Source organism: Mycobacterium sp., from assembly GCF_049585075.1.
Classification (GTDB): domain Bacteria; phylum Actinomycetota; class Actinomycetes; order Mycobacteriales; family Mycobacteriaceae; genus Mycobacterium.
In genome coordinates this window covers 1-16,554 of the sequence record NZ_JBAUZA010000468.1, presented here as the reverse complement: position 1 = coordinate 16,554, position 16,554 = coordinate 1, and the positions used below count along the sequence as shown (strand labels likewise).

At 64.8% G+C, this 16,554-nt stretch carries 16 protein-coding genes; 2 read left to right on the top strand and 14 right to left on the bottom strand.

Annotated elements, in window-relative coordinates:
- From rpsJ to WB785_RS22220, 6 genes are all read right to left on the bottom strand, one after another.
- Positions 1-199, bottom strand: a 199-nt coding sequence (gene rpsJ / locus WB785_RS22245) for a 30S ribosomal protein S10 (RefSeq protein WP_424081879.1), incomplete at its 3' end; no start/stop codon positions are given.
- A gap of 11 nt (positions 200-210) precedes the next feature.
- The gene (gene tuf / locus WB785_RS22240; RefSeq protein WP_424081877.1) at positions 211-1,401 is read right to left on the bottom strand and encodes an elongation factor Tu; all 1,191 of its coding nucleotides are present in this window, start codon (positions 1,399-1,401) and stop codon (positions 211-213) included.
- Positions 1,402-1,499: 98 nt separating this feature from the next.
- Positions 1,500-3,605 carry an elongation factor G gene (gene fusA / locus WB785_RS22235; RefSeq protein ID WP_424081875.1) on the bottom strand — a complete coding sequence of 702 codons (2,106 nt, stop codon included), beginning with the start codon at positions 3,603-3,605 and terminating at the stop codon, positions 1,500-1,502.
- Positions 3,606-3,695: 90 nt separating this feature from the next.
- Positions 3,696-4,166, bottom strand: a complete 471-nt coding sequence (gene rpsG, locus WB785_RS22230) for a 30S ribosomal protein S7 (RefSeq protein WP_424081873.1) — start codon at positions 4,164-4,166, stop codon at positions 3,696-3,698.
- Positions 4,166-4,540, bottom strand: a complete 375-nt coding sequence (gene rpsL, locus WB785_RS22225; RefSeq protein WP_007167812.1) for a 30S ribosomal protein S12 — start codon at positions 4,538-4,540, stop codon at positions 4,166-4,168. The genes rpsG and rpsL overlap by 1 nt, the downstream gene beginning before the upstream one ends.
- Before the next feature lie 279 nt (positions 4,541-4,819).
- A complete protein-coding gene (locus WB785_RS22220; protein ID WP_424081871.1) occupies positions 4,820-5,455 on the bottom strand; it encodes a TetR/AcrR family transcriptional regulator in 636 nt (211 codons plus the stop codon).
- 195 nt (positions 5,456-5,650) lie between these two features.
- On the opposite strand from WB785_RS22220, the gene WB785_RS22215 reads away from it, so the two are divergent.
- Positions 5,651-6,028: a DUF3060 domain-containing protein gene (locus tag WB785_RS22215; protein ID WP_424081869.1), complete on the top strand. Its 378-nt coding sequence runs from the start codon at positions 5,651-5,653 to the stop codon at positions 6,026-6,028.
- Positions 6,029-6,033: 5 nt separating this feature from the next.
- Positions 6,034-6,465: a DUF3060 domain-containing protein gene (locus tag WB785_RS22210; RefSeq protein ID WP_424081867.1), complete on the top strand. Its 432-nt coding sequence runs from the start codon at positions 6,034-6,036 to the stop codon at positions 6,463-6,465.
- 11 nt (positions 6,466-6,476) lie between these two features.
- Here WB785_RS22210 and WB785_RS22205 read toward each other — a convergent pair whose 3' ends face one another.
- The 8 genes from WB785_RS22205 to WB785_RS22170 all read right to left on the bottom strand — a co-directional run.
- Positions 6,477-7,244: a crotonase/enoyl-CoA hydratase family protein gene (locus tag WB785_RS22205; RefSeq protein ID WP_424081865.1), complete on the bottom strand. Its 768-nt coding sequence runs from the start codon at positions 7,242-7,244 to the stop codon at positions 6,477-6,479.
- Entirely contained in the window at positions 7,241-7,963 is a 723-nt protein-coding gene (locus WB785_RS22200) for a PaaX family transcriptional regulator C-terminal domain-containing protein (RefSeq protein ID WP_424081881.1), read from the bottom strand. Before WB785_RS22200 ends, WB785_RS22205 begins: the two co-directional genes overlap by 4 nt.
- A 15-nt stretch (positions 7,964-7,978) precedes the next feature.
- The gene (locus tag WB785_RS22195) at positions 7,979-8,917 is read right to left on the bottom strand and encodes a crotonase/enoyl-CoA hydratase family protein (RefSeq protein ID WP_424081863.1); all 939 of its coding nucleotides are present in this window, start codon (positions 8,915-8,917) and stop codon (positions 7,979-7,981) included.
- Positions 8,918-8,925: 8 nt separating this feature from the next.
- Positions 8,926-10,554: an acyl-CoA dehydrogenase family protein gene (locus tag WB785_RS22190; RefSeq protein ID WP_424081861.1), complete on the bottom strand. Its 1,629-nt coding sequence runs from the start codon at positions 10,552-10,554 to the stop codon at positions 8,926-8,928.
- A 47-nt stretch (positions 10,555-10,601) separates the two neighbouring features.
- The gene (locus tag WB785_RS22185) at positions 10,602-11,447 is read right to left on the bottom strand and encodes an alpha/beta hydrolase family esterase (RefSeq protein WP_424081860.1); all 846 of its coding nucleotides are present in this window, start codon (positions 11,445-11,447) and stop codon (positions 10,602-10,604) included.
- 13 nt (positions 11,448-11,460) lie between these two features.
- Entirely contained in the window at positions 11,461-12,213 is a 753-nt protein-coding gene (locus tag WB785_RS22180) for a deoxyribonuclease IV (protein WP_424081858.1), read from the bottom strand.
- A gap of 128 nt (positions 12,214-12,341) precedes the next feature.
- Positions 12,342-16,292, bottom strand: coding sequence for a DNA-directed RNA polymerase subunit beta' (locus tag WB785_RS22175; RefSeq protein WP_424081856.1), 3,951 nt, complete (start codon positions 16,290-16,292; stop codon positions 12,342-12,344).
- Positions 16,293-16,334: 42 nt separating this feature from the next.
- A partial coding sequence (locus WB785_RS22170) for a hypothetical protein (RefSeq protein WP_424081854.1) occupies positions 16,335-16,554 on the bottom strand: 220 nt, incomplete at its 5' end.

The following is a 16,554-nucleotide window of genomic DNA, read 5'->3' as shown; positions in this document are numbered from 1 at the left end:
CCTCGAAGTGCTCGCGTGCGTCCTTGTCCTTGAATGGGCTGCGGATCACGCAGTAGACGTTCTTCTCGGTGGGCAGGGGAACCGGACCGGTGATCGTCGCACCGCTTCGCTGAGCGGTGTCGACGATCTGCTGAGCCGACCGGTCGAGCTGCTGATGGTCGTAGCCCTTGAGGCGGATCCGGATTTTCCCCTGCGCCATTCGAGTCTCCTCTAGCTGATGACCTCGGTCACCACGCCGGCGCCGACGGTGCGGCCACCCTCGCGGATCGCGAAGCGCAGACCCTCGTCCATGGCGACGGGCTGGATCAGCTTCACCGAGATGTCGGTGTTGTCACCGGGCATCACCATCTCGGTGCCCTCCGGCAGCGTCACCACACCGGTCACGTCGGTGGTGCGGAAGTAGAACTGCGGACGGTAGTTGTTGAAGAACGGCGTGTGCCGACCACCCTCGTCCTTGGACAGGATGTAGACCTGGCCCTCGAAATCGGTGTGCGGCGTGGTGGTGCCGGGCTTCACGACGACCTGACCGCGCTCGACGTCCTCACGCTTGATACCACGCAGCAGCAGACCGACGTTGTCACCGGCCTGGCCCTGGTCGAGCAGCTTGCGGAACATCTCCACACCGGTGACGGTGGTCTTGGTGCTGGCCGGCTTGATGCCGACAATCTCGACTTCCTCGTTGACGTTGATCACGCCACGCTCGACACGGCCGGTGACGACGGTGCCACGGCCGGTGATCGTGAAGACGTCCTCGACGGGCATCAGGAACGGCTTTTCGGTGTCGCGGACCGGATCCGGAATCGACTCGTCGACCGCGTTCATCAGCTCGACGATGCCCTCGACCCACTTCGGGTCGCCCTCGAGCGCCTTCAGGGCGGATACCTTGATCACCGGAGCGTCCTCGTCGAACTCCTGGGCGGCCAGCAGTTCGCGGACTTCCAGCTCGACGAGTTCGAGCAACTCCTCGTCGTCGACCATGTCGGCCTTGTTCAGCGCGACCAGGATGTAGGGCACCCCGACCTGACGGGCCAGCAGCACGTGCTCGCGGGTCTGCGGCATCGGGCCGTCGGTCGCGGCGACCACCAGGATCGCCCCGTCCATCTGGGCGGCGCCGGTGATCATGTTCTTGATGTAGTCGGCGTGGCCCGGGGCGTCGACGTGCGCGTAGTGACGCTTCTCGGTCTGGTACTCCACGTGGGAGATGTTGATCGTGATACCGCGCTGACGCTCTTCGGGCGCATTGTCGATCTGGTCGAATGCACGCGACTCGTTCAAATTCGGGTACTTGTCGTGCAGGACCTTGGTAATAGCCGCGGTCAGCGTGGTCTTGCCGTGGTCAACGTGACCGATGGTCCCGATGTTGACGTGCGGCTTCGTCCGCTCGAACTTCGCCTTCGCCACTTCTGTGTCCTCCTGGACTTGTTGGTGCTTGTTAAAGCAGTGTTGTTATTTCAGTTGTGCCGCGGTAGTGACCGGGCAAGGTTACTCCCCGGGGTGACTCACTCGCCCGTCGCCTTCGCGATGATCTCCTTCGACACGTTGGCCGGCACTTCGGCATACGAGTCGAAGACCATGGAGTAGTTCGCCCGGCCTTGAGTCTTCGACCGCAGGTCGCCGACGTAGCCGAACATCTCCGACAGCGGCACATGCGCCTTGACCACGCGGGCACCGCTGCGTTCGTCCATGGCCTGGATTTGGCCACGACGGGAGTTCAGGTCGCCGATCACGTCGCCCATGTAGTCCTCGGGCGTGGTGACCTCGACGGCCATGATCGGTTCCAGGATCACCGGCTGCGCTTGCTGGGCAGCCTTCTTCAGCACCTGCGAACCGGCGATCTTAAACGCCATTTCCGAGGAGTCGACCTCATGGAACGCACCGTCGAGCAAGGTGACCTTCAGGTTCACCAGCGGGTAGCCGGCCAGCACGCCGTATTGCATGGCGTCCTGGGCGCCGGCGTCCACCGACGGGATGTATTCACGCGGGATGCGCCCACCGGTGACTTTGCTCTCGAACTCGTAGGTCGCGCCGTCTTCGCCGTGGAACGGTTCGAGGCTGATCAGCACCTTGGCGAACTGGCCGGAACCGCCGGTCTGCTTCTTGTGCGTGAACTCGACCTTTTCCACCACGCGGCGGATGGTCTCCTTGTACGCCACCTGCGGCTTACCGACGTTGGCCTCGACCTTGAACTCGCGGCGCATGCGGTCCACCAAAATGTCCAGGTGCAGCTCGCCCATGCCGCCAATCACGGTCTGGCCGGTCTCGGTGTCCTGGTGGACCTTGAAGGTCGGGTCCTCCTCGGCGAGCTTCTGGATCGACAGGCTGAGCTTCTCCTGGTCGCTCTTGGTCTTGGGCTCGATGGCCACCTCGATCACCGGGGCGGGGAACGTCATCGACTCCAGCACGATCTGGTCGTTCGGATCGCTCAGGGTGTCGCCGGTGGTGGTGTCCTTCAGGCCGATCACCGCGTAGATGTGGCCGGCCGACGCCCGCTCGACGGGGTTCTCCTTATTGGAGTGCATCTGGAACAGCTTGCCCAGCCGCTCCTTCTTGCCTTTGGTCGCGTTGATGACCTGGCTGCCCGAATCGACGGTCCCCGAGTACACCCGGACGTAGGTGAGCTTGCCGAAGAAGGGATGCGTGGCGACCTTGAACGCCAGCGCCGAGAACGGCTCGTCGGTCGACGGGTTGCGGCTGATCAGCTCGTCCTCTTTGCCGGGCACGTGGCCTTCTGCGGGCAGCACGTCTAACGGCGAGGGCAGGTAGTCGATGACCGCGTCCAGCATCGGCTGCACGCCCTTGTTCTTGAACGCGCTGCCACACAGCACCGGGTAGGCCTCCGAGCTGATGGTCAGCTTGCGGATCGCCGCCTTGATCTCGTCGACGGTCATCTCCTCGCCGCCCACGTACTTGTCGAGCAGCGCCTCGTCGGTCTCGGCGACGGCCTCGAGCAGCTTGGTGCGGTACTCCTCGGCTTTCTCCTGCAAGTCGGCCGGGATCTCAATGGTGTCGTAGGTTTCGCCGAGCTTGGTCTCGCCGCGCCATACCTTCGCGTTCATCTCGACCAGGTCGACGATGCCTTCGAAGTCGCCTTCGGAGCCCACCGGAAGCTGGATCGGAATGACATTGGCACCGAGGCGCTCCTCCATCGTCTTGACAGAGAAGTAGAAGTCGGCGCCGACCTTGTCCATCTTGTTGACGAAGCAGATCCGCGGGACGTCGTATTTGTCGGCCTGCCGCCAGACCTGCTCGGACTGCGGCTCGACACCCTCCTTGCCGTCGAAGACGGCTACGGCACCGTCAAGCACCCGCAGGCTGCGCTCCACCTCGACGGTGAAGTCGACGTGCCCGGGGGTGTCGATGATGTTGATCTGGTTGTCTTTCCAGAAGCAGGTGGTAGCCGCGGAGGTAATGGTGATCCCGCGTTCCTGCTCCTGCTCCATCCAGTCCATGGTGGCGGCGCCGTCGTGCACCTCACCGATCTTGTAGCTGATACCGGTGTAGTAGAGGATGCGCTCCGTCGTCGTCGTCTTGCCGGCGTCGATGTGCGCCATGATGCCGATGTTGCGGACCTTGGTGAGGTCGGTCAGCACGTCCTTCTGTGCCACAGAAGTCTTCCCACTCTTTCGATTGCGTAGTTAGTTCGTTCGCTGTCGGTTAGCGCCCGGCCACTCTGCCATTTGGCGCCGTTGGAGCCCTTACCAGCGATAGTGCGCGAAGGCGCGGTTGGCCTCGGCCATCTTGTGGGTGTCCTCGCGCCGCTTGACGGCGGCTCCAAGGCCATTGCTGGCATCCAGGATCTCGTTTGCAAGCCGCTCGACCATGGTCTTTTCCCGACGCTGCCGGGAGAAGCTGACTAGCCAGCGCAGCGCGAGCGTGGTGGACCGATCGGGGCGCACCTCGACGGGCACCTGGTACGTGGCACCACCGACGCGGCGGCTGCGCACCTCCAGGGCTGGCTTGACATTGTCCAAAGCCCGCTTGAGCGTGATCACCGGATCGGTACCGGTCTTTTCGCGGGCTTGTTCGAGTGCACCATAAACAATGCTCTCAGCCAGCGATTTCTTCCCCTTCAGCAGAACTTTGTTGACCAGCTGCGTAACCAGCTGCGATCCGTAGACCGGATCGTTGACTAGCGGACGCTTCGGCGCGGGCCCCTTGCGCGGCATCAGCTCTTCTCCTTCTTGGCGCCGTAGCGGCTGCGAGCCTGCTTGCGGTTCTTGACACCCTGGGTGTCGAGCGAGCCGCGGATGATCTTGTAGCGCACGCCCGGCAGGTCCTTCACCCGGCCGCCACGCACCAGAACCATCGAGTGCTCCTGGAGATTGTGGCCCTCGCCAGGGATGTACGCGGTCACCTCAACCTGGCTGGTCAGCTTGACACGCGCCACCTTCCGAAGCGCCGAATTCGGCTTCTTCGGAGTGGTGGTGTACACGCGAGTGCACACACCACGGCGCTGCGGGCTGCCCTTGAGAGCCGCGGTCTTGACCTTGGCGATCTTGTCGCGGCGCCCCTTGCGGACCAGCTGCTGAATGGTTGGCATCTACCGGCTTTCTCTACTGTGCGTTCAATTGTCAGTGGCTTTAAGTCTCTGTACTGCAGTTATGCCCTGCCACGGTCCCCCGCGGCCGGGTGTGTCACATGCACCCGCCGCAGATTTTCATCCGTTACGTCATGGACATGCGAATTGGCCCGGCGTGCGCGCCCTAGGTCAAGCGCCTTAAGCCGCCAGGCACGAGCATCCACAATACCCGTCGCTGGTCGGGCAGGTCAAAGCGAGTAGCTGGCGTCCGATACCAGGTTACCCGGGCTTATCGGGGCTCTATTGCGAACCACGTTCGCTGCGGCGCTCCATGCCGGCCGCCAGGCGCAACACCATGTCGGAAAAGACCGTGTCGGTGTCGACCCCGTCCATCGCTCCGGTCATTTCGAGCAGCACGAACCCGTGCATTGCCGACCAGAATTCCAGCGAAGCATAAAAAGCCTGCTCGATGTCGAGCCCGTAGGACGACAACACCTCCATCACCGGTCCAGCCGCACCCTTGGTCGCAGCCGTGAACTCCGGATCGTCACCTGACAGCGGCATCCGGGTAAACGCCGAATACCGGCCCGGGTGGTGGTGAGCGTAGCTGCGGTAGGCGCCGGCCATCACCAGCACGGCATCGTCGCCGACTCGTCCTTCGGCGACGCGGTTCAGCATGGTGATGATGTCGTCGATCACCCTCATCCGCACCGCGCGGCGCAGGTCCTCCAGGCTGACGACGTGGTTGTACAGCGACGGGCCTTTGGTCCCGAGCTGGTTGGCTAACGCATTGATAGTCAACGCGTCCCAGCCCTCCCGGTCCAGGAAGGTCAGCGCGGCATTGACGATGATCTCGCGGCTCAGTTTGGCCGGACGGGCCGCAGACTTCCCCCCGCCACCCGACCGACCGGATGACGACTGCCGCTCAGCTGGCATGGCGATCGCCCTTCGGGTTGCATTGGCCGGGTTGGTCACCACCGGTTTGTCGTTGGTTAATCAGCGAAGAACTCTAGTCTGCTGACAACGCCGGTGGTGAGAACGGCGCGAAGTGGGGGAAGCCCGCCATCGTGCGCGGCGACCCACGTACGCTCTCCTTCAGCAGATCCCGCGCCCCGGCGAGAGGAGCCCGCGGTGAGATGGACACTCGGATGCCGAGCGTTGGCCGCCTGCGCGATCGCGATTCCGTTCACCGTTTCCGCCGGAGCGCCGACGGTGCACGCCAAAAACGGTGATACCCATGTCACCGGCGAGGGTCTCGAGCAGACGATCGACTGCAATGGCGCCACGCTGATAGTCGACGGCACGCGGAATGTTGTTAACGCGCTGGGGTCCTGCTGGGCGGTGACGGTGATGGGCTCGGGTCACACCGTGGTCGCCGACAACGTCGTCCACGACATCATTGTCTACGGCTACAACGAGTCGGTCTTTTACAAGAGCGGCCAGCCGGTCGTATGGGACCGCGGCCGCGAACTCGGCATGACCAACCGGATCAGTCAGGTAGCGGGGTGAGCAGCATGCGTGTAGCCGGGGCGGTGGCGCTTTCTGGGGCAGTGCTGGCGCTCGGAATAGCAGGTTGCGCAGGCAAGAACAACACCGCGGTGCCGTCGACGTCCTCCTCCACCTCGACGAGCACGACGGCGACGACGACAAGCACCGGTGCGCAGTTCGACATCGGCAACACGATCAACTACGGATCGCTCGGTACCACAACCACTCTCGATTGCGGCGACGGGAAGTCGCTGAACGTGGGCGGATCCAACAACACGCTGACCGTCACTGGCACGTGTGGGACGGTGAGCATCGGCGGCGCCGACAACAAGATCACCATCGACAAGATCGACAAGCAGCTCAACGTCGTCGGGTTCAACAACACGATCACCTATAAAGACGGCAACCCCAAGGTCGACAACCTCGGCACCGGCAACACGATCAACAAAGCCAGCTAATCTTCCGCGAGCTATACCGCAGCTGCACCGTGGCGACCCGCGCCCGCCGCAAATCGTCGCGCGCCTTCCAACCCCTCGGCGGCCACCCGGGAAATACTGGCGAATTCGTAGTCGATCGCGTCTGATTCGGGCATCCCCCACTGGTGCAGCGCTGAGAGCCGATCAGATCGCATGCACTGCTGGGGCAACGCGGCCAGCTCGGCAGCCAGCTGCTCGGCGGCCGCCCGTGCTTGTCCTTTGGGCACAACACGATTGGCCAGTCCGATCGCCAAGGCCTCGGCGGCGTCGACCGCACGACCGGTGAGAATCATGTCCATTGCCCGGCTCTGCCCGATCAGCCGGGGCAGCCGAATGGTGCCGCCGTCGATCAACGGCACACCCCACCGGCGGCAGAACACCCCGAACACTGCGCCCTCTTCGGCCACCCGCAAGTCGCACCACAACGCGAGCTCCAAGCCGCCGGCGACGGCGTAACCACTGACTGCGGCAATCACCGGCTTGGACAGCACCATTCGCGTGGGCCCCATCGGGCCGGGACCGGTCCGGTGTACCGCGTTGGCTTCCGGCGTGCCGAACGCCTTCAAATCTGCTCCGGCGCAAAAGGTTCCGTTGTCGCCCCACAGCACGGCTACCGACGCGGTGTCGTCACGATCGAACTCCTCGAACGCGGCGAACAACGCGGCGGCGGTCGGGCCGTTGACGGCGTTGCGGGCCTGCGGCCGGTTCAGGATCACCGTGGTCACCGGGCCATTGCGTTCTACGCGTATCGGATCGCTCATCTCGCCTCCACTAATCGGATACCGTCGCGCCGCTCGGTCAATTCGGCGGCGAAGTCGTTGTAGGCGGCGCGCAGCCGCGCGCCCGGCCAGTCCGCGGGCAGCAATTCGGCGGGCAACACCGGGTCAGTCAACAGGTGGCGGACGATCCCTGCGGCCACCACGAACCGAGCGGGAACATCGGTGGCTGACGACATCTCGGTGACCAACCGTGCGCCGGTGCGTGCCCACGATGCCAGGTCCCACAGCTGGACGGCGAGCTCGCCGGGTGCGTCATCGCGGGCCTGCAATATGCGCACCCGGGCGCGCAGCTGTGCGTCCAGGTCGAGCTCGAGATTGTCCGGCCGCATCCAGACTCCCTCGCGCAGTTCACCGAAGCGTTTGCTGTGCAGCGCGGTTCGCAGTGCTGCCCGAGTCCGGGGATCGGTACCGACGCTGGTGACAATCAAGGCGGTCCAGAATCCGTCCCAGTGCCGCAGCTGTGGTCGCATGGCGTCGTCCTGCCTGCGCTGGCGGGCAAGCAGCCGCTCGGAGAGCCGGTAGCCGTCGGCCGACCGGACCAAGTCACCGGAGCTGACCATCCGGGTCAACGCCACCCGCAGGGTGGTCTCCTTGATGCCGAAGTCATCAGTGAGCCTTATCAATTCAGCCGCGCTCGCCCACGCCGGATGCGCGCCGAGCAATACCGACAGCACGACCGACCTGGCGGTCATGCGGGTCAGCGATTTCGGCATCGGTCAGACCTGGGACGCTTGGCGGCCGTAGTCGCCGAAGGGTTCATCACGGTGGCGCACCGCGTCGCGGAAGCCATGCTCGACGGCGTCGGCCACGAACGCGTGGCCCTCGGGGGTATGCCGGGCGATACCGTCGAATACGGTGCTGACCATCCTGCTGGTGGCCACACCCTGTTGCAGCAGCGCCGAATTGAGTGCGAGCTTGACCATGATCAGCTGATTGACCGGCACCGCGGCGATCCGCTCGACCAAGCGCTCGGCGCGCTCGTCGAGCTCATCGGGGTCGGGCGCCTCGACCGCCAGCCCCCACTCGGCGGCTTGTGCCCCGGTGATGCAATCCCCAGTCAGCAGAAGGCGTTTGGCGCGCTGGTCACCCAGCCGGTGCGCCCATAACCCGGCGGCCGGTACCCCCCATACCCGGGTGGGCGGGTAGCCGATCTTCGCGTTGGACGCGGCGATCACCTGGTCGGCGTGCAGCGCGATGTCGGTGCCGCCGGCGACACAATAACCATGGATCTTGACGACCGTCGGCTTATCCGCGTGCATCAGGCTGGAAAAGCCACGCACGAAGCGGCTCATCATCTGGTAGTCGATCATCGGGTCCCACGGCTGATCCGGTAAATGGTTGACCGCCTGGGTCTTACCGTCGAGCACCGTCCCGCCGTAGGCGCCGGTTCCACCGGCTGAGCCGGTGCCGTCGGCGTAGGCGCTCAGGTCGAATCCCGCACAGAAGCCTTCGCCCCGGCCGGACACCAGGATGACGTGCACGCTCGGATCCAGATCGGCACGCTCCACCAGCGCGGACAACTCCAGCGGAGTATCGGCGATGATCGCGTTGCCCTTATCCGGGCGGTTGAAGGTAATCCGCGCAACCCTGTCGGTGACCTCATAGGTCATCGTCTTCAAATTGTCGAAGTCGACCGGTCTGATCGCGTGAGTCATATTGGGGCTCAGCCCTTTACCAGGGCTCGCTCCAGGATCGGCGCGAGATCCAGCCCGGCGGGCATGGTTCCGAACGCGCCGCCCCACTGGCCGTCGAGTCGGGTCGCCAAGAACGCCTCGGCAACTGCGGGATGTCCGTGGCGCACCAGTAGCGAGCCCTGCAGCGCCAGGCAGATGTCCTCCGCGACCTTGCGGGCCCGATAGGCGATCGTGTCCATCTCGGCGAGCTGGGAGCGCAGCCGTTCGATGTGGCCGTCCAACCGTGCGTCCTGGCCCGCGGCCTTGGCGAGCTCGTCAAACAGCACGTCGACGCATTCCGGCCGAGTTGCCATGGCGCGCAAGGTATCCAGCGCACTGACATTGCCGGAACCTTCCCAGATACCCATCAGCGGCGCCTCGCGGTACAGCCGCGGCATGCCAGAATCTTCGACATAACCGTTGCCGCCCAGGCATTCCAACGCTTCCGCTGCGTGCGGCGTAGCCCGCTTGCACACCCAGTATTTGCTGGCCGCCAGCCCGATTCGGCGCAGCAGCGCTTCCCGCTGGTCGCCGCGGATGGCGCTGTCGGTGGCGCCGGCCATTCGCATCGCCACCATGGTGGCGGCCTCGGCCTCAACAGCCAGGTCTGCCAACACGTTACGCATCAGCGGTTGGTCAATCAGGTACTCGCCGAATGCCTTGCGGTGCTGCGCGTGGTGGACGGCCTGGGTCAATCCGGTGCGCATGCTGGTGGCGCTGCCCAGCGTGCAGTCCAGCCGGGTCAGGTTGACCATCTCGATGATGGTCGGCACACCGCGGCCCTCCTCGCCGACCAGCCACGCGGTGGCGCCGTCGTACTCGACCTCGCTGGATGCGTTGGCGTGGTTGCCGAGTTTGTCTTTCAGCCGCTGCAGCAGCATTCGGTTGCGCGTGCCGTCGGGCAGCACCCGCGGTAGGAAGAAGCAGGACAGCCCGCCCGGCGCCTGTGCGAGCACCAGGAACATGTCGCACATCGGGGCGGACGTGAACCATTTGTGGCCGGTCAGGCGATAGGTGCCGTCGGCGTTTGGGGTGGCCTGGGTAGTGCCGACGCGCACATCGGAGCCGCCCTGCTTTTCGGTCATCGACATGCCCGCGGTGATGCCGGCCTTCGTCGTCGGCACCGTCAGCTCCGGGTCGTAGTGCCGGCTGGTCAGCAGCGGTTCGTAGATCGCGGCCAGCTCCGGGTTGAAGCGCAGGGCGGGAACGACGGCGTAAGTCATGGAGACCGGGCAGGTGTGTCCGGGCTCAACGTTCCAAGCCGACAGCTTGGCGGCCCGCACCACGTGCGAACCGGGCCGATCGTCGGCCCACGGCGCGGCGTGCAGGCCGTGCTCGAGCGCGGTGCGCATCAGCTCGTGGTAGGCGGGGTCGTACTCGACCTCGTCGACGCGGTGGCCGTACCGGTCGTGGATGCGCAGGATGGGTCGATTGCGGTCGGCCAACTCGCCCCAGCGTTGCGCCTGCTTAGAGCCGGAAATCGCGCCGACCGTGGTCACCTCGTCCAGGCCCCACTGCCCGCCCTCGCGGATCAGCGCCTCAATGAGCACCGGGGAGGACGCCGGGTTGTGCTCCTCCAGTAGGGGGGCCTGGTTGGTGACGAAATGAGTATCTGGCATGCCGCCAATGTTACATTTTTTCTACAGCCGCACAAGACATGTAATGCTCAGCGGGGATGGGCGGCGAAGAATTCCCAGAGCTTCGCGGTGGCGAAGCCGGGCCACTGATGACCGCCGCCGTCGACGGTGATCAGCACCACACTGCGATTGTCGGGGCATCCGGCGGTCGACGTGGTGACCGAACCGCTCGTCGTGCTGGCCGGGGCACCGCAGTGATTGACGTTGCGCCAGAACGCATTCAGCTGCGACACCGGCGGGCCATCGATGTGGGCCACGCCGGCGCCCCGACCGCCGTCGTAGCGAATCAGCCGATCGGCGGTGCCATGGATATGCATGACCGACGTCGGATGCGGCGAGTCGCAGGCGTTCAGCTGGGTGGCCGAATCCGGGCCGATCGCGGCGAAGATCGCCGTCTCGCAGGCCAGCGTGTACGACATGATGCCGCCGTTGCTGATGCCGGTGACATAGACCCGGGCGGCGTCGATACCGACGTTGCGGCGGATGTCGGCGACGGCGGCGGTGACGAAGGCGACGTCGTCGATGCCCTCCTTTGCCGAGCGCCCGCAGCAGCCGCCACCGTTGACGTTCCAGGCCCGGTTAAGGCCATCCGGGTAAGCGACGACGAACTTGGATGAGTCCGCCAATTCATCCCAGCCGTAGGACTTTTCGGCCTGTGCGCCGTTGCCGAAGCCGCCGTGCAGCATGACGACCAGCGGGGCGGATGCGGGCAATCCTTTCGGCTTGTAGAGCCGGTAAGTGCGGTCGTGTCCGCCGACGCTGATCGTGTGCACGCTGGTGCCATCGACGAACCCCGAGGGCTTGGCCACGTCCCTGCCGAAGCAGCCCGCGACTAGCATTACAACGCCGAGAACCGCGACGACTCGGGCGCCCATGGCGTACGGATCCTCAGCTCAGCCGCTCACGCAGGAAGGCGATGTCGTCTTTGCGGCCTTCGTCGGCCGTTTCGCAAATCACCGGTGCACCCGCGGCGCGGACCACCGCGACCAGCAGCTCGGGATCGATCTGACCGGTACCGAAGTTGGCGTGTCGGTCCGCACCCGAGCCCGCCGCGTCCCTCGAGTCGTTGCAGTGCACCAGGTCGATGCGGCCGGTCAGTGCTTTTATCCGGTCGACCGCGTCGACCAGCGCCTCACCCGCGGCCCACGCATGGCAGGTGTCCAGGCAGAAGCCAATTCCCTTGTCGCCGATGTGATCCCAGAGCCGGCCTATGGTGTCGAAGTGGCGGGCCATTGCGTGATCGCCGCCGGCGGTGTTCTCCAGGTACACCGCGACGTCCGTTTCGAGGTAGTCCAGCGCCTTGACCCAGCGCTCGAAGCCGGCGTCCATGTCGTTGTCGTCGGCGTGGCCGCCGTGCACGATCACCGCCGTCGCATTGATCGCCGAGGCGGCGTCGCAGGTGTCCTGCAAGATCTTACGCGACGGGATGCGGACGCGGTTGTTGGCCGAGGCCACGTTGATCAGGTACGGCGCGTGGACGTACAGCGGCGTGGTCGACGCCTTCAGCGCCTCGGCGTCGTCGCGCGGCGTCGGCTTTTTCCAGCTCTGCGGGTTGCCGAGAAATAACTGCACCACGTCGGCGCCGTCTGCCTGCGCGGCGGCCAGGGGATCGTCTTGGTGGACGTGTGAACCGATAAGCACGTCGGCCAGTCTAGTGAGGGGCGCCCTTGACGGCATCCGCCCGCCAATGTGCGGCGGGCCGCCCACTCGGCACAAAACGCGGCAACGAAAAAGCCCCGGGCGGAAACCCGGGGCTTTTTCGTCTAGAACTACCGGTAGTCGGAGTAGCCGTAGTCGTCCAGCGGCACCGCGGCACCGGTGGCCTGGCCGAAGTCGGGGCTGTAGTACTGATCCTCGTAGGACGGGATCGTGTACGCCGCGGCCCGCGCCTCCTCGGTCGGCTCAACCTGGATGTTGCGGTACCGGTTGATACCGGTACCGGCCGGAATCAGCTTTCCGATGATCACGTTCTCCTTCAGACCCTGCAGCTTGTCGCTGCGGCAGTTGATCGCCGCATCGGTCAGCACACGCGTGGTCTCCTGGAACGACGCCGCACTCAGCCACGAGTCGGTGGCCAGCGACGCCTTGGTGATACCCATCAGCACCGGACGTCCGGCCGCGGGCTCGCCGCTCTCGGCCACCACCCGACGGTTCTCCGCCTCGAAATTGGCACGCTCGATCAGCGAACCGGGCAGGAACTCCGTCGAGCCCGAGTCGATGATGGTCACCCGGCGCAGCATCTGCCGGACGATCACTTCGATGTGCTTGTCGTGGATGGACACACCCTGTGCGCGGTAGACCTCCTGGACCTCCTTGGTCAGGTGGATCTGCACCTCGCGGGGGCCCTGCACGCGCAGCACCTCGTGCGGGTCGGCAGAGCCTTCCATCAGCTGCTGGCCCACCTCGACGTGGTCGCCGTCGGCGAGCAGTCGCTCGGAACCATCCTCGTGCTTGAACACCCGCAGACGCTGACGCTTCGAGAGCTTGTCGTAGACAACCTCTTCGCCGCCGTCGTCCGGAACGATGGTGATCTTGTAGAAGCGCTCGCCGTCCTCCAGACGCACCCGTCCGGTGACGTCGGCGATCGGCGCCTTACCGCGCGGCACCCGGGCCTCAAACAGCTCCTGCACACGGGGCAGACCGCCGGTGATGTCCTCACCGACACCGCCCTGGTGGAAGGTACGCATCGTCAGCTGAGTTCCTGGCTCACCAATCGACTGCGCCGCAACGATACCCACGGCCTCGCCGATGTCGACCAGCTTGCCGGTGGCCATCGAGCGTCCGTAGCAGGTCGCACACACGCCGGTACCGGTGGTGCAAGTCAGCACTGAGCGGACCTTGACCTGCGTGACACCGGCCGCCAACAACGCGTCGATCTCCGGGTCGCCGAGGTCGTGCCCGCGCGCGACGACGACTTTGCCCTTCTCGTCGACCGCGTCGGTGCCCAACGTCCGTGCGTAGGCCGACGTTTCGATGAACGGGTCGCGAATCAGCGTGCCGTCAGGCTGATGATCAGCGAGCTCGACAGTGATGCCGCGCTCGGTGCCGCAGTCGCGCTCGCGCACGATAACGTCCTGCGACACGTCGACCAGACGACGGGTCAGGTAACCCGAGTCGGCGGTCCGCAACGCGGTGTCCGCCAGACCCTTTCGGGCGCCGTGGGTGTTGATGAAGTACTCCAGCACCGTCAGGCCCTCACGGAACGACGACTTGATCGGCCGCGGGATGAACTCACCCTTCGGGTTGGTCACCAGACCCTTCATGCCGGCCAGCGTCCGGGTCTGGGTGAAGTTACCCGTGGCACCGGAGTCGACGATCGTGATGATCGGGTTGTCGGCCGGGTAGTGCTCGCGCAGCGCCTCACCCACCTCGTCGGTGGCTTCCTTCCAGATCTCCACCAGCGCCTCGTTGCGCTCGTCGTGGTTCAAAGCACCACGCTGGAACTGCTTTTCGACCTTGTCGGCGCGCTCCTCGTAGGCGTCGAGGATCTCCTGCTTGCCTGGCGGCACCAACACGTCAGCCATCGACACGGTGACACCCGAGCGGGTAGCCCAATGGAATCCGGCGTCTTTGAGCTTGTCGACGGTCTGGGCGACCACGATCATCGGATAGCGCTCGGCGAGGTCGTTGATGATCGCCGCCTGCACCTTCTTGTGCATCTGCTTGTTCACGAACGGATACCCGACCGGTAGCAGCTCATTGAACAGCACCCGACCCAGCGTGGTGTCAGCGATCCAGGAATCACCGGGCTGCCAACCGTTTTGGCCGAACAACTCGGTCTCCAGCTCGATCGGCGGACGCAGCGCAGACAGCCGCACCTTGATCTTGGCGCGCACGCTCAACGCACCGCGGTCCATCGCCATGATCGCTTCGGCCGGCGAGGCGTACACGCCCGACTCCGGACGGTCTTTGGCGGACGGCCGATATTGGCCGGTGTCGCCCTCGATCTCGGTGGTCAGGAAGTACAGCCCGGTCACCATGTCCAGCCGCGGCATCGCCAACGGGCGGCCCGAGGCCGGCGACAGGATGTTGTTGCTCGACAGCATCAGTATGCGGGCCTCGGCCTGCGCCTCAGCCGAAAGCGGCAGGTGCACGGCCATCTGGTCACCGTCGAAGTCGGCGTTGAACGCCTCACACACCAACGGGTGCAGCTGAATTGCCTTGCCCTCCACCAGCATCGGCTCGAAGGCCTGAATGCCCAGCCGGTGCAGCGTCGGTGCGCGGTTCAGCAGCACCGGGTGCTCGGCGATGACCTCTTCGAGCACATCCCACACCTGCGGGCGCTGACGTTCCACCATCCGCTTGGCGCTCTTGATGTTCTGCGCATGGTTGAGGTCGACGAGCCGCTTCATCACGACCGGCTTGAACAGCTCGAGTGCCATCAGCTTGGGTAGACCGCACTGGTGCAGCTTGAGCTGCGGGCCGACCACGATGACCGAACGGCCCGAGTAGTCGACACGCTTACCGAGCAGGTTCTGGCGGAACCGGCCCTGCTTGCCCTTGAGCAGATCGGAGAGCGACTTCAGCGGACGGTTGCCCGGCCCGGTGACCGGACGGCCGCGACGGCCGTTGTCGAACAGCGCGTCGACAGACTCCTGCAGCATCCGCTTCTCGTTGTTGACGATGATCTCGGGCGCGCCCAGGTCGATCAGTCTCTTGAGCCGGTTGTTGCGGTTGATCACCCGGCGGTACAGGTCGTTGAGGTCGCTGGTGGCGAACCGGCCACCGTCGAGCTGGACCATCGGACGCAGCTCCGGCGGGATCACCGGGACCGCGTCGAGCACCATGCCCATCGGCGAGTTGGACGACTGCTGGAACGCCGCGACGACTTTGAGCCGCTTGAGCGCACGAAGCTTCTTCTGCCCCTTGCCGCTTCGGATGACCTCACGCAGCGTGTCAGCCTCGGCTTCGATGTCGAAGGTCTCGATCAGCTTCTGGATCGACTCGGCGCCCATCGCACCGGTGAAGTACTCGCCGTAGCGGTCGACCAGTTCCCGGTAGAGGTTCTCATCGACGATCAGCTGCTTGGGAGCCAGCTTGGTGAAGGTCGTCCAGATCTCCTCCAGCCGGTCCAGCTCGCGCTGCGCCCGGTCACGCAGCTGGCGCATCTCACGCTCGCCGCCGTCGCGAACCTTGCGCCGCGCATCAGCTTTGGCGCCCTCCGCCTCGAGCTCGGCCAAGTCGGCTTCCAGCTTCTGCGCCCGCGCCTCCAGGTCGGCGTCGCGCTGGTCTTCAATCCCCTTGCGCTCCACCACCATTTCGGCTTCGAGTGTCGACAGCTCGTTGTGCCGCATCTCATCGTCGACCGCGGTGATCACGTACGCGGCGAAGTAGATGATCTTCTCGAGATCCTTTGGCGCCAGGTCCAGCAGGTATCCCAGTCGCGAAGGCACGCCCTTGAAGTACCAGATGTGCGTGACCGGTGCGGCCAGCTCGATGTGGCCCATCCGCTCACGACGCACCTTGGCGCGAGTTACCTCGACGCCACAGCGCTCACAGATGATGCCCTTGAAGCGCACCCGCTTGTACTTGCCGCAGTAGCACTCCCAGTCGCGAGTGGGTCCAAAGATCTTCTCGCAGAACAGGCCGTCCTTCTCGGGCTTGAGCGTGCGGTAGTTGATCGTCTCCGGCTTTTTGACCTCGCCGAAAGACCAGTTGCGGATGTCTTCCGCGGTGGCCAGGCCGATGCGGAGTTCATCGAAGAAGTTGACGTCTAACACGTAACTCCCTTTCCCCTTGCGGGTGTAGTAACAAGAAAATAATTAGGCTAAATCCTCAACCGAGGCAGATTCGTTGCGGGACAAGTTGATTCCCAGGTTCGCCGCTGCGCGTTCCAGGTCCTCGTCGTCGCCGTCGCGCATCTCGATGGCTGCGCCGTCGCTGGACAGCACCTCGACGTTGAGGCACAGCGATTGCATTTCCTTGATCAGCACCTTGAATGATTCCGGGATCCCCGGTTCTGGGACGTTCTCGCCCTTGACG